Annotated in this window: 14 protein-coding genes; 10 read left to right on the top strand and 4 right to left on the bottom strand. The window is 31.2% G+C overall.

The window, feature by feature from the left end:
• Positions 1 to 7 precede the first annotated feature (7 nt).
• The 3 genes from ACQVD9_RS01145 (at position 8) to ACQVD9_RS01155 (ending at position 2,251) form a co-directional block, all read left to right on the top strand.
• Positions 8 to 769 (top strand): TIGR03915 family putative DNA repair protein, encoded by a 762-nt coding sequence (locus ACQVD9_RS01145; protein WP_264747076.1) that lies wholly within the window; start codon positions 8 to 10, stop codon positions 767 to 769.
• 113 nt (positions 770 to 882) lie between these two features.
• Positions 883 to 1,293, top strand: coding sequence for a hydroxyisourate hydrolase (uraH, locus tag ACQVD9_RS01150; RefSeq protein WP_264747077.1), 411 nt, complete (start codon positions 883 to 885; stop codon positions 1,291 to 1,293).
• Positions 1,294 to 1,384: 91 nt separating this feature from the next.
• A complete protein-coding gene (locus ACQVD9_RS01155) occupies positions 1,385 to 2,251 on the top strand; it encodes an aldo/keto reductase (protein ID WP_264747078.1) in 867 nt (288 codons plus the stop codon).
• Between the two features lie 139 nt (positions 2,252 to 2,390).
• Here the strand turns inward: ACQVD9_RS01155 and recF are convergent, their stop codons facing one another.
• The 3 genes from recF to dnaA all read right to left on the bottom strand — a co-directional run bounded on the left by recF (position 2,391) and on the right by dnaA (position 6,141).
• Positions 2,391 to 3,479 carry a DNA replication/repair protein RecF gene (recF, locus tag ACQVD9_RS01160; protein ID WP_264747079.1) on the bottom strand — a complete coding sequence of 363 codons (1,089 nt, stop codon included), beginning with the start codon at positions 3,477 to 3,479 and terminating at the stop codon, positions 2,391 to 2,393.
• A 6-nt stretch (positions 3,480 to 3,485) separates the two neighbouring features.
• A complete protein-coding gene (dnaN, locus tag ACQVD9_RS01165) occupies positions 3,486 to 4,595 on the bottom strand; it encodes a DNA polymerase III subunit beta (RefSeq protein ID WP_264747080.1) in 1,110 nt (369 codons plus the stop codon).
• 121 nt (positions 4,596 to 4,716) lie between these two features.
• Positions 4,717 to 6,141 (bottom strand): chromosomal replication initiator protein DnaA, encoded by a 1,425-nt coding sequence (dnaA, locus tag ACQVD9_RS01170; protein ID WP_264747081.1) that lies wholly within the window; start codon positions 6,139 to 6,141, stop codon positions 4,717 to 4,719.
• 489 nt (positions 6,142 to 6,630) lie between these two features.
• On the opposite strand from dnaA, the gene rpmH reads away from it, so the two are divergent.
• The 6 genes from rpmH to blc all read left to right on the top strand — a co-directional run bounded on the left by rpmH (position 6,631) and on the right by blc (position 11,437).
• A complete protein-coding gene (gene rpmH, locus ACQVD9_RS01175; protein ID WP_264747082.1) occupies positions 6,631 to 6,765 on the top strand; it encodes a 50S ribosomal protein L34 in 135 nt (44 codons plus the stop codon).
• 8 nt (positions 6,766 to 6,773) lie between these two features.
• Positions 6,774 to 7,151: a ribonuclease P protein component gene (rnpA, locus tag ACQVD9_RS01180; RefSeq protein ID WP_264747083.1), complete on the top strand. Its 378-nt coding sequence runs from the start codon at positions 6,774 to 6,776 to the stop codon at positions 7,149 to 7,151.
• Position 7,152: 1 nt separating this feature from the next.
• On the top strand, positions 7,153 to 7,395 hold the full coding sequence (yidD, locus tag ACQVD9_RS01185) for a membrane protein insertion efficiency factor YidD (protein ID WP_201095943.1): 243 nt from the start codon (positions 7,153 to 7,155) through the stop codon (positions 7,393 to 7,395).
• Positions 7,396 to 7,401: 6 nt separating this feature from the next.
• On the top strand, positions 7,402 to 9,210 hold the full coding sequence (yidC, locus tag ACQVD9_RS01190; RefSeq protein WP_264747084.1) for a membrane protein insertase YidC: 1,809 nt from the start codon (positions 7,402 to 7,404) through the stop codon (positions 9,208 to 9,210).
• Positions 9,211 to 9,257: 47 nt separating this feature from the next.
• Entirely contained in the window at positions 9,258 to 10,628 is a 1,371-nt protein-coding gene (mnmE, locus tag ACQVD9_RS01195) for a tRNA uridine-5-carboxymethylaminomethyl(34) synthesis GTPase MnmE (protein WP_264747085.1), read from the top strand.
• A 278-nt stretch (positions 10,629 to 10,906) separates the two neighbouring features.
• Complete coding sequence (blc, locus tag ACQVD9_RS01200; protein WP_264747086.1) at positions 10,907 to 11,437, top strand: outer membrane lipoprotein Blc; 531 nt, start codon at positions 10,907 to 10,909, stop codon at positions 11,435 to 11,437.
• Between the two features lie 85 nt (positions 11,438 to 11,522).
• Here the strand turns inward: blc and ACQVD9_RS01205 are convergent, their stop codons facing one another.
• Positions 11,523 to 11,789 carry a DUF4377 domain-containing protein gene (locus ACQVD9_RS01205; protein ID WP_264747087.1) on the bottom strand — a complete coding sequence of 89 codons (267 nt, stop codon included), beginning with the start codon at positions 11,787 to 11,789 and terminating at the stop codon, positions 11,523 to 11,525.
• Positions 11,790 to 12,183: 394 nt separating this feature from the next.
• On the opposite strand from ACQVD9_RS01205, the gene ACQVD9_RS01210 reads away from it, so the two are divergent.
• The gene (locus tag ACQVD9_RS01210) at positions 12,184 to 13,560 is read left to right on the top strand and encodes an aspartate aminotransferase family protein (RefSeq protein WP_264747088.1); all 1,377 of its coding nucleotides are present in this window, start codon (positions 12,184 to 12,186) and stop codon (positions 13,558 to 13,560) included.
• The last annotated feature ends 4 nt before the right edge of the window (positions 13,561 to 13,564 follow it).

Raw genomic sequence — 13,564 nt, forward strand, 5'->3', positions numbered from 1 at the left:
TATTGTTATGATTGTATTTTTTTATGATAAAAGTTTTGAGGGTTTACTCACAGTAGTATTTGAAGCTTATCGTTTAAAACAATACCCAGAACAATTATTAGCTATTGGTAATTTAGAACCACTACTCTGTGAAAAATCTTATACTATTATTACAGATTTAGAAAAATCTTCTCGTGTCTGGGAAAAATTACAAAATAAGCTTTCTAAAAGGGCTATTCAATTATTATTCTATGGCTGGCTATCTGAACAAGAAGGTGCTGATAAACTATTATTTGATGTTATCAAAAAAATGGTAGATAGCCCTACCCCTATAGAATTTAATTATGCAGATAATGATATTTTATCTTTATTTCAATTAGCTAAAAAAGTAAGCAAAGAACGCCACCATTTAATGCAGTTTGTACGTTTTCAAAAAACTATTGATGATATTTATTTTGCTGTAATAAATCCCATCTACAATGCCCTTCCCTTAGCCTTAAAACACTTCAAGAATAGATTTGCTGACCAACAATGGATTATTTACGATATAAATCGTAACTATGGTTTTTACTATAATTTAGAAACTACCACTGAAATAACTTTAGATATTGAGCAATATATTGATAATGGTAAACTTAATAAAGAGGCTTTAGCTGATAATGAAGAGTTATTTCAAACCATGTGGCAAAAATATTTTAAAGCGTTAACTATTAAAGAACGAATTAACCTGAGACAACAAAAACAATATATGCCTAAACGATTTTGGAAATATTTAATAGAAAAACATTAATCTTTATTGTTTCACGTGAAACATTCTTAAAAGCTAGACTTTAGTAGCGATTGTAAAAATTACTATAAAAAATCAAACTAGTTTTATTAATCCAACCTAATAAAGGAATTCACGTGAAAAATATTAAATATTTAATAAGTTGTTTTGCATTAACCTTTCTATCTTTAACTGCTATAGCTGAAACTAATCCTCTTAGTGTGCATGTATTAAACTTACAAACAGGCCTACCCTCTTCTAATGTTGAAGTTGTACTTGAGCAAAAAAATGGTGATGACTGGAAATTATTAAATAAAGGAATAACAGATAATAATGGCAGAATAACCGCATTATTTCCTAACAAAGAAACAATGCAAGATGGTATTTATAAAGTCACTTTTAAAACAGCAAAATGGTTTAAAGCACATAATACAGAAACTTTCTTCCCTGAAGTACCTGTTATATTTAAAGCAGATACTAATATTAAACATTATCATATACCTCTATTAATTAGCCCTTATGGTTATTCTACTTATCGTGGTAATTAATAAACAGATATAATATTAAATATAGTTTTATAGTCATACAAAATTTCTACACATGTTTCACGTGAAACACTAATTGAATAGGAGTTATTCAATGAGCCAATTTGAAACTCAACGATCAGTAAAATTAGCTGATGGCACAATAATTCCAGCTATAGGTCAAGGTACTTGGTTTATGGGTGAAAACCCATCTAAAGAAATGGATGAAATTAGTGCATTACAATTAGGTGTAGAATTAGGTATGACACTTATAGATACTGCTGAAATGTATGCTAATGGTGGTGCAGAATTAATAGTAGGTAAAGCCATTAAACATATTCGAAATAAAGTGTTTTTAGTATCTAAGGTATACCCTCATAATGCAGGAAAAAATAGTGCGATTAAAGCCTGCGAAAATTCCCTTAAAAGACTGCAAACTGATTATTTAGATTTATATCTATTACACTGGCGTGGATCTATCCCTCTTGCTGAAACTGTTGAAGTAATGGAAAATCTTAAAGCATCTGGCAAAATAAAAAGATGGGGTGTTTCTAATTTTGATACAGATGATATGAAACAACTGTGGCAAATTACTAATGGTAAGAATTGTGCTGTTAATCAAGTTTTATATCATTTAGGTTCTAGAGGTATTGAATATGATCTAATACCTTGGTGTAAAGATCATCAAATGCCTATTATGGCCTACTGCCCAATTGCTCAAGGAGGTACTTTAAGAAAAGATCTTATGAATAATAAAATTGTTCAAGATATAGCTAAAGCAAAACAATGTACAACTGCCCAGTTATTATTAGCTTGGTGCATTCGTAATGGCAATGTTATTGCTATTCCAAAAGCTTCTAATAAAACTCATGTACACGAAAATGCCCAAGCTTCTACTATTAGCTTTAATCAAGATGAATTAGATTTGTTAGATAGCATATTTACTCCACCTAAACATAAAATACATTTAGACATTGTATAAAAAATTATATTTATAAAAAAATGTTTCACGTGAAACAGAAGTAATTCCATTAGTGAATTATAAAATTTATAAATTACTCAAATAATATAAGATTTCAGTGGTAGGATTTTTTGCTAAAACAGCTTAAGTTTTTAACCTATTACATTAATTGAATATTACCTTGTTTCACGTGAAACAATGCAATCTCAGTTTTTTCTTTCCATATATTAAATAAAGGTTCTTTTTCAACACCTGTAATAAATATTTGGCATTCCAAATCTTCTAATAATTTACAAAGAGCTTTTCTATGTTGTTCATCTAATTCAGATGCAAGATCATCTATTAAGTAAATGACTTGTCCTTTTTTATAATTATTAATTAGATAACCTTGTGCTATTTTTAAGGCACATACTACTAATTTCTGCTGTCCTCTAGAAAGTACATCAGCTGCATTATAACCATCTAATTTTAAGCGTAAATCAGCACGTTGTGAGCCTGCTTGAGTATGTCCTAATTGCTGATCTCTTTCTAAATTATTAGTAAGTATTTGCTGTAAACTACTGTCCTTATCCCAACCACGATAATAACTTAAAGAAAAATTTTTAATATCTAATAATTCAATTAATATTTTATCAAAAATAGGTTTAAGTTCTTCTATATAAGCTTTTCGATAATTATCTATTTCTTCACTAGCCTGACAAAATTCATGATTCCAAACTTCTAGTTCTTTTAAATTATTTCTACCTTGTCTTAACCAAGAATTTCTTTGTTTTAAAGATTTTTGTACTCGTTGCCAAGCAGATAGAAATCTTTGTTCAGCATGGAATACACCCCAATCTATAAATTGCCTTCTTAATTTGGGTGAACCTTCTAATAATCTAAAACTATCAGGATTGATAATTTGTAAGGGCAAAATATCTGCCAATTGTACTGTTGTACGAATATTTTGATTATTTATTCTTATTTGTAATTCACTTTGTTTATTACGGTTTATTCCTAATTGATGAATAATATGTTCATTCTGCTTAACTTGACCAAAAATAGTACAATCATTTTTATCATAATTAATAACTGTATTTATTTTATGACTACGAAAAGAACGAGCTAATCCTAATAAATGAATAGCCTCTAAGACAGAGGTTTTACCACTGCCATTAGCACCATAAAAAATATTTACACGAGGAGAAAGAGATAATGTTACTGGCTCTAAGTTACGTAAACCAGTAACATCTAAACGAATAACAGACATTTAACCTTATAAACGCATGGGCATTACAACATAAGAAGAATCATCATTAGTTTCTTCTTGAATTAATGCACTGCTATTTGAATCAGCTAAGAATATACGTACTTTTTCTGTACTGATTACATTTAATACATCCAATAAATAACTTACATTAAAACCAATTTCTAAAGAAGCACCTGTATATTCTACAGCAATTTCTTCTTCTGCTTCTTCTTGTTCAGGGTTATTTGCTTGTATTTTCAATAAGTTATTTTCAAGATTTAAACGAATACCACGATATTTTTCATTAGATAAAATAGCCGCACGTGTAAATGATTCTTTTAATGACTGACGATCTGCTATTACTAATTTATCACTACCTTTAGGTAATACTCTTTCATAATCTGGGAATTTACCATCAATTAATTTTGAAGTGAATGTAAAATGACCAGTAGTTGCACGAATATGATGCTCACCTAATACAATAGATAACTTAGCTTCTTGATCTGTAAGTAGTTTTACTAGTTCTAAGATAGCTTTACGAGGTAATATAATTTGTTGCTTTTCAGCAATAGCACCATTTAATTCTAAAGGAACAGAACAAACCGCCATACGATGACCATCTGTAGTTACCGTTCTTAAATGGCTATCACTTAGCTCCAATAGCATACCATTTAAATAGTAACGTACATCTTGTTGAGCCATAGCAAAACTAGTATGTTCAATAATTCGACGCAATTTACTTTGTTCAACTTCAAAGGTTAAAGAAGTTGGACCATCTTCTACAGTAGGAAAATCATTAGCAGGTAAAGTAGATAATGTAAACTTTGAACGTCCTGCTTTAATTAATAGCTTTTGATCATCTAATTTAATATCAATCATAGATTCACTAGGCAAACTACGACAGATATCCATTAATTTTTTAGCTGGTACAGTAATTTCACCTACTTCAGTAACATTTTCTAAAGCTACTCTACCAATCAATTCAACTTCTAAATCAGTACCTAATAAAGATAGTTGATTATTTTCTACTGTTAACAACACATTAGAAAGTATAGGTAATGTATGACGACGCTCTACAACGCCTGTCACTAGCTGTAAAGGTGTTAATAACTGTTCACGTTGAATACTAAAATGCATGTTTATAACCCTGTTGATATTTGCTCAAAACGTCCCAGTTATCCCTATACTTTCCATAAGCTAATTTAAACTAGCTAATTTTGCCTTTTCTTGCTCATTCGCGCAAGTTAATAGTTTTTAATTAGGTAGTTAATGTACGTAATAAGTTTTTATAATCTTCAAGAATATCTACATCAAGCTTTTTAAGCTCTTCAATTTTACGACAAGCGTGTAATACAGTTGTATGGTCTTTACCACCAAAAGCATTACCAATCTCAGGTAAACTATGATTAGTAAGTTCTTTGGCTAAAGCCATAGCTACTTGTCGAGGCCTTGCAACAGATCTAGAACGACGCTTAGATAATAAATCAGATACTTTTATTTTATAATATTCTGCAACTGTACGTTGAATATTATCAATACTTATTAACTTATCCTGTAAAGCTAATAAATCCTTCAATGCTTCCTTTATTAGCTCAATGGTAATAGGTTTACCCGTAAACTGAGCATGAGCCATTACCCGCTTTAAAGAGCCCTCTAATTCACGCACGTTTGAGCGTATACGCTGTGCTATAAAAAAAGCATCATGTTGGTTAAGATCTATCTTAGCTTGCTCTGCTTTCTTCATTAAAATAGCTACTCTAGTCTCCAATTCAGGAGGCTCTATAGCTACTGTTAACCCCCAGCCAAAACGAGACTTTAATCGTTCTTCTAAGCCATCAATTTCTTTAGGATAACGATCGCTAGTTAAAATAATTTGTTGACCACCTTCTAATAAGGCGTTAAAAGTATGGAAGAACTCTTCCTGCGAACGTTCTTTATTAGCAAAAAACTGGATATCATCAATTAATAAAGCATCTACAGATCTATAAAACTTTTTAAAATCATTAATAGCATTCATTTGTAACGCTTTCACCATATCCGCTACAAAACGCTCTGAATGCAAATAAACTATCTTAGCATCAGGTTTTTTGGTCAGCATATAATTACCAACCGCATGCATTAAGTGAGTTTTACCAAGACCAACTCCACCATAAAGAAATAGTGGATTATAACCATGCTTCATATTATCAGCTACTTGCCAAGCAGCTGCTCTAGCCATTTGATTGGACTTACCCTCTACAAAATTATCAAAGGTAAATTGCTTATTTAAATAGTTAGAATGATGTAATTTTGTGATTTCAACTTGTTCTTCACTAATATCACCATCTATTATTCTATTAGATATATCTACAATATTTCTTTCAGTTATTTTTTTTGTAGATTTAACAGAAGACAATTTCTCAGTTTTATTAGCAGCTGTTTTAGTAGTAACAGCAGCACTTTTACTGCCTATAGTTAATGTTATATTAGGAGGTGCATCAGCTGAACGTTCAATAATAAGTTCTTGTAAACGAGAAAAATATTTTTCATTTACCCAATCCAATACGAAACGATTGGGTGCATAAATGATTAAACCATCATTATTTACATCAACCTGTAACGGTCTTATCCAAGTATTAAATTGTTGACTTGGTAATTCATCACCTAAAATATTAATACATTGTTGCCAAAGATCTAATAACACAATATAGCTCAACTGATAAATAAATAGACATTCTAACGGCTCTAAGAAAAGTTATCCACAGCTAAATACTATTAAAAATAAAATAAATAGTTGTAAAGTAAAGCTGTGCATAAATAAGCTTAAACTACCTTTATAAAGTGTAAATAAAACAGTGGATAAATCTACTGTGAATAAAAGTACTATTTATCCACAGTTAAACTACATCTAAAACACATCTTTCTCATAGAATATAAACATCTTTATAAAACACTATACTCATTATATAGTAAGACTTATATAAAGTTATTAACAGATTATTAGCTTACTAATAAAAACAATATAAATAATCTTTTAAATACATATATATTTTATATTTATTATTTTATTACACGTAAAATAAACTTTTTTATGTAAAGTACTATTTATTGTTTGACCTTCTGCTCAGCTTCAAATAAAATTGCTGGCTCTTTAAAATTAGGTGTCCTTTTTTGAACACAAGGTAACATTAATATGAAACGTACATTTCAACCTAGTAATATAAAACGTGCACGTGTACACGGTTTTCGCGCTCGTATGGCTACTAAAAGTGGTCGTCAAGTTCTTAATCGCCGTCGTGCTAAAGGTCGTAAACGTATTGCTATTTAATTTTTATTGTGGTGAGTCACGACTTTTCCAAACAAAAACGTTTGCTAGAAGCTGAACACTTTAAGCGTGTTTTTGACTCGCCAGATAAAAAACTATCAACAAGTTATATTTTACTACTTGTTTGTAAAAATAATTTAAATCATCCTCGCTTAGGTCTAGTAATAGGCAAAAAAAGCGTAAAATTAGCAGTACAACGTAATCGACTAAAAAGACAAATACGAGAAGTATTTCGTCTAAATCAACATCTAATTGATACTTATGATGTTGTAGTGGTGGCGCGTAGAGGATTAGCTGAAATAGAAAATAATGAATTACAAGCACAATTCATTAAATTTTGGAAAAAGCTTTCAGTTAAAAACTTTACAAATTCTGAAAATGGCGGCTGATATGCGTAAAGTAGCATTATTGTCCATAAAGTTTTACCAGTATGCTATTAGTCCGTTAATGGCAAGTCACTGTCGTTTTTATCCTAGCTGTTCTTGTTATACTTATGAAGCAATTGAACAGTATGGTTTGCTACATGGTAGCTATTTAGGAGTTCGCCGTTTACTCCGCTGTCATCCATGGAATCCAGGTGGTTATGATCCGGTTCCTCCTAAAAACACCTCTAAACATTCAATTGAAGATTAAATAACTATGGATATTCAACGTCCTATCTTATTAGTTGCATTAGCTGTTGTGGCTTATTTAATATTACTACAATGGAATGATGATTATCATAAAGTTCCTAATGAAGAAGGGACTCAAACAGCGCAAGTAACTCAAAATGTGCAGAATTCTACTGGTGAAAATAATATTGAGTCAGATATTCATCAGCCTGCACCTACTACTGGTGAAAATGCTAATACTACAGAAAATCATCAAGTTACTGTGCCTAATCAACCAATTGCCACTTCTACTAATGGTCAATTTATAGAAGTAGAAACGGATATTTTAAAACTTAAAATTAATCCAAAAGGTGGTGATGTTGTTGAGTTAGATTTAAAAGCTTATCCAAAAGCTTTAAATACACCTAATACGCCTTTCAGATTATTTAGTAATTCTGGAGAAGTTTTATATACCGCAGGAAGTAGGGTATTTTCCACTTCTAATAATAATGTTGTTCCTGTTTATCAAACTGAACAACAAAGTTATAAATTAGCTGATGGTCAAAAAGAATTAAAAGTTAATTTAACTTATACAAAAGATGGTATTAATTACGTTAAAACTTATACCTTCTTACGTGGCATGGATGAAGCTTGTGCTAGTAAAAAGAAAAATAGGGTAGGTTGTGTAGATCCAGCTGCTTATCGTATAGGTGTTAATTATCAAATTACCAATAATACAGATAAAGCTTGGCAAGGTTATTTCTTAGCTTCCTTAACTCGTAACAATGCTGGTGATCCTTCTTCTACAACAGCTACCAGTATGACAACGTTCTTAGGTATGGCCTATTGGACACCTGATAAACCTTATACTAGAATTGCTATTAAAGATGTTGATAAGATTATGCAGGTTGCTACACAGAAGAAAGCAGAAGGAAATCTTAATTACTTACCTTTACCTTCAGCAACTGTACAAGGTGGTTGGATAGCTTGGTTACAACATTACTTTGTAACAGCTTGGGTAGGGGATAAGAGCGAAAACCATGTAGTTAAAACTTATAAAGATCAACAAGGTAATTATATAGTTAGTTTTACTACGCCATTAGTTACAGCACCTGCTGGTGGTCAAGTAAATGAAGATTTTACGCTTTATGCAGGCCCTAAATTACAAGATAGTTTAAAAGAATTATCACCAGGCTTAGATTTAACCATTGATTATGGTATTTTAAGTATGATTGGTAAGCCTATTTTCTGGTTACTACAAGTTATTCATAATATTGTAGGCAATTGGGGATGGTCGATTATTGTATTAACTATTATTATTAAATTAATATTCTTCCCGTTATCTGCAACTAGTTATAAATCTATGGCTAGAATGCGTGCAGCATCACCAAAAATGCAGTCTATTAGAGAGCGCTATGGTGATGATAGACAGAAAATGTCTGAGCAAATGATGAAATTATATAAGGAAGAAAAACTTAATCCATTAAGCGGATGTTTACCCATTGTTATCCAAATGCCTGTGTTTATTGCTTTATATTGGGTATTATTGGAAAGTGTGGAAATACGTCAAGCACCATGGCTAGGTTGGATTCATGATTTATCAACAAGCGATCCATACTTAATATTACCTATTATTATGGGTGCTACTATGTTCTTCCAACAAAGATTAAACCCTGCACCACCTGATCCAATACAAGCAAAAGTATTTAAGATGATGCCTATTATCTTTACTTTCTTCTTTATTTGGTTCCCAGCAGGTTTAGTATTATACTGGGTTGTGAATAACGTCTTATCAATTGCTCAACAGTGGGTTATTACTCGACAAATTGAGAATTTGAAAAAGAAACCAACAAACTAAAATAAAAAACGCCCCGATAGGGGCGTTTTACTTGGATAGTTAAAAATATGATTTATACTAAAGATACTATTGTTGCCATTGCGACTGCACAGGGTAGGGGAAGTGTAGGTATTGTTAGGGTATCTGGTTCTTTAGCTAAAACTATCGCTTTAAAACTATCTAAACAAACAGATTTAAAAGCTAGACATGCTTATTATGGCCCTTGGTTTGATAATCAAGATCAAATAATAGACCAAGGTATTTTATTATTTTTTGCTGCACCAAACTCATTTACTGGTGAAGACATATTAGAATTACAAGGCCATGGTGGGCCTGTAGTATTAGATTTATTATTAGAAACTTGTTTAAGCTTTGGAGCAAGGCAAGCTAGACCAGGGGAGTTTAGTGAACGAGCTTTTTTGAATGATAAATTAGATTTAGCACAAGCAGAAGCTATTGCAGATTTAATTGATGCCAGTTCTAAGCAAGCTGCTCGTAATGCCTTGCGTTCTCTACAAGGTGAATTTTCGAATAAAGTACATGCACTTACTGAAAGTTTAATAGCTTTAAGAATTTATGTAGAAGCTGCTATTGATTTTCCTGAAGAAGAAATTGATTTTTTATCTGAGGGTAATGTATTAACTCAAGTACAACAATTATTAGAACAGTTAGAAAAAGTAGCAAGAGAAGCTTCACAAGGTGCTTTATTACGTGATGGTATGAATGTAGTAATAGCAGGTCTACCTAATGCAGGTAAATCTAGTCTATTAAATGCTTTAGCAGGTCGTGAAGCAGCAATTGTTACTGATATAGAAGGTACCACTAGAGATATTCTTAAAGAACATATTCAAATAGATGGAATGCCTTTACATATTATTGATACTGCAGGTTTAAGAGATACTAATGATCCTGTGGAAAAGATAGGGGTAGAACGTGCTTTATTAGCTATTACTGAAGCAGATAGAATATTATTAGTAGTAGATTCTACAAAACCAGAAGTAGCAAATCCATTGAGTGTTTGGCCAAGTTTTTTAAATCCAAAGCCTGCTATGGAAAAAGTAACTGTTATCTGTAATAAAGCAGATCTAAGCTATAAACAAATAGAATTAATTGTTAATAAAGATGGGCATACTACGATCTATTTAAGTGCTAAAGGGAATCAAGGAATAGATTTACTAAGAGAACATTTAAAAGCATGTATGGGTTATGAACATACATCAGAAAGTAGCTTTAGTGCACGTCGTCGTCATTTACAAGCATTGCAAGAAGCACATGAAGCCATACAACATGGTTATAAGCAATTAGTAGAGCAGAGAGCAGGGGAACTGTTAGCTGAAGATTTAAGACAAGCTCAGCAAGCATTAGGCACTATTACAGGCACATTTACCTCAGATGATTTATTGGGTAGGATATTTTCAAGCTTTTGTATAGGAAAATAACAAATTTTTAAAAGTAGTATATTTATTAGTAATTACAAAAGATTTTTATTATTTATGTAACTTTTTCTATTAATATTAATAAAATGATAATAATGTGATGAATATAACTAATTGATTTTTTAAGTTATAGTATTCTAATTGCAATAATTTTTAACTAAATTACTACAATTTTTCGTTTGATAATACATATATCTACTAGACCTCAACTTACTATTTCATTATTAATGATATATAACAAAAAAATATATACAGTTATTAGATTTTTCAGAGGAAAAGAGATGAAACTATTCTCATTATTTTTAACTGCAATTTTTTCATTAATATTGACAGCTTGTTCTACTAAACCACCTTCAAATGTAACCGTAGTCCAAAATTTTGATGCTAATCGTTATTTAGGTACTTGGTATGAAATAGCCCGACTTAATCATAGTTTTGAAAAAGATTTAGAACAAGTTACGGCTAATTACAAATTACGTAGTGATGGTGGTCTTGATGTAATTAACCGTGGTTATAATCCAAATAAAAAAGCATGGAAAGAGAGTGATGGTCGAGCTTATTTTGTAGATTCACCTAATATAGCTTCACTTAAAGTTACTTTCTTTTGGCCAATTTATGGTGGTTATAACGTTATAGTTTTAGATGATAATTATCAATACGCTCTGGTTTGTGGCCCTAATAAAAACTATTTATGGATTTTATCGCGTACGCCAACTTTAGATCAGAATATTAAAGATAGCTTAGTTGCTAAAGCAAAAGAACTTGGTTTTGCAACAGAAGATTTAATATGGATTAAGCAAGGCGATATATAAATTGATCTTTAGCAACTGCCTAATTAGCTAAATGCTAATAGGCAGCATACTATGGAATTAAACAATATAAACTAGCAGTAATAAATTAATTATTAACTATTTTTTGTTTATTAATGATTTTTACTAAAGTCCACTGTAATGATGAGGCATCAGCAGGAATAGGTTCAGGTTTTTTAGTAACATTTACTTCAAGTTGGTAATTATAACCAGGCTCAAAAGTAAAACCATCAATAGAGCCATAAAAGAATTCCCATTCTGTTTGGCCTTGTTCCTTAATTTTCATACATTTCATAGGAGCAACACCTGTACAATCAACTAAGTAAGGAGCTACTTCAATATGTTTAGTAGTCATAGGCTTGGTATTATCCTTTTGACAGGCAGTTAATAGTAATATTGAGAAAATTAATAAAGTAAATTTTTTTAAATAATTACAATTAGTTATCCATGATTTTAAAATATTCATTGAAGCTATCCAGTTAATTTAATAAAAATAATTTTAAGTAGTTATTGAATTAACTACTAGTATCAATTAGTTTGACATATTACTAATAACCTTTGAACTACTGTTAATTAGGTTATGTCGTATATTATAGCTATTGCACTATATTTTTATATGTCGTTGAATGACTTTGCTGTACTAGTTGTACTGTCTTCAGTCATTCGCCTCGTCTAAAATTATATAGAAACAGCTATATGATAATTAGACTAGTCAAATAATTCTATTAATTTAATAAGAGTAACTTGTAATGACCAATCTCTCTAAAATTGTTGAAAAAGATATAAAAAATCAATTACATCCTTATACAAATGCTCGTCTACAAGAACAAAAAGGTTCATTAATGATTGAACGTGGCGAAGGTGTATTTGTATTTGATGAAAATAATAATAAATATATAGAAGCTTTATCAGGACTATGGAGTGTTGCGGTAGGTTTCAACAATAAGAGATTGGCAGTAGCAGCAACCAAACAATTTGAGAAATTACCCTTTTATCATTTATTTGGTCAAAAATCACATCCTGCCAGTGCCGAATTAGCAGAGAAGTTAATAGAATTAGCCCCAGTACCTATGAGTAAAGTATTTTTTACTAATTCAGGATCCGAGGCTAATGACACAGTCATTAAACTAGTTTGGTACTATAACAATGCTAAAGGTCGTCCTAATAAAAAGAAATTTATAAGTAGAAAATTTGCTTACCATGGCATTACTTTGGCGGCTGGTAGTTTGACAGGCATTCCTGCAAACTTAAATGGTTTTGACCTACCTTTATCTGATCGTTTTTTACATACCCTTTGTCCTTATTATTATCGTGATGCTAAACAAGGCGAAACAGAAGAGCAGTTTGTTGATCGTTTAGTGGCTGAACTAGAAGCAATGATTCAAAAAGAAGGTCCTGAAAATATAGCCGCTTTTATTGGTGAACCTATTATGGGAGCAGGTGGGGTAATTGTGCCACCACAAGGTTATTGGGAAAAAGTACAAAAGGTTTGTCGTAAATACGATATTTTAATAGTAGCTGATGAAGTTATTTGTGGTTTTGGTAGAACAGGTAATATGTTTGGTAGCCAAACCTTTAATATTGAGCCTGATATTATCACTATATCAAAACAGCTTTCTTCTTCTTATCAGCCTATTTCTGCAATTTTAATTAATGATACGGTTTATCAAGGCATTGCTGATGAATCCAATGCTTTAGGTGGTTTAGGTCATGGTTATACAGCTGGTGGTCATCCTGTAGCAACAGCAGTTGCCCTAGAAAACTTAAAAATAATTGAAGAAGAAAACTTAGTAGCTAATGCAATAGCTATGGGCGAAGTTTTAAGAAAGGGATTACAGCAATTTGCAGATCATCCACTAGTAGGTGATATTCGAGGTAAAGGACTGATTGCAGCAGTTGAACTAGTAGCAGATAAACAAACCAAAGCACCTTTTGAAAAAGAAGGTAACTTAGGGAAGTACTTAAGTGATAGAGCTATACAGCATGGTATGATTACACGTTCTATGCGAGACATTGTCGCTTTTTGCCCACCATTAATTATTAAAGAAAATGAAATTAAAATGATTCTAAATAGTTTTGAAAAAGCATTAGAAGACACAACAATTTGGGCAGTAACTAAGAAGTAATAGC

The organism is Entomomonas sp. E7T21 (assembly GCF_058693955.1).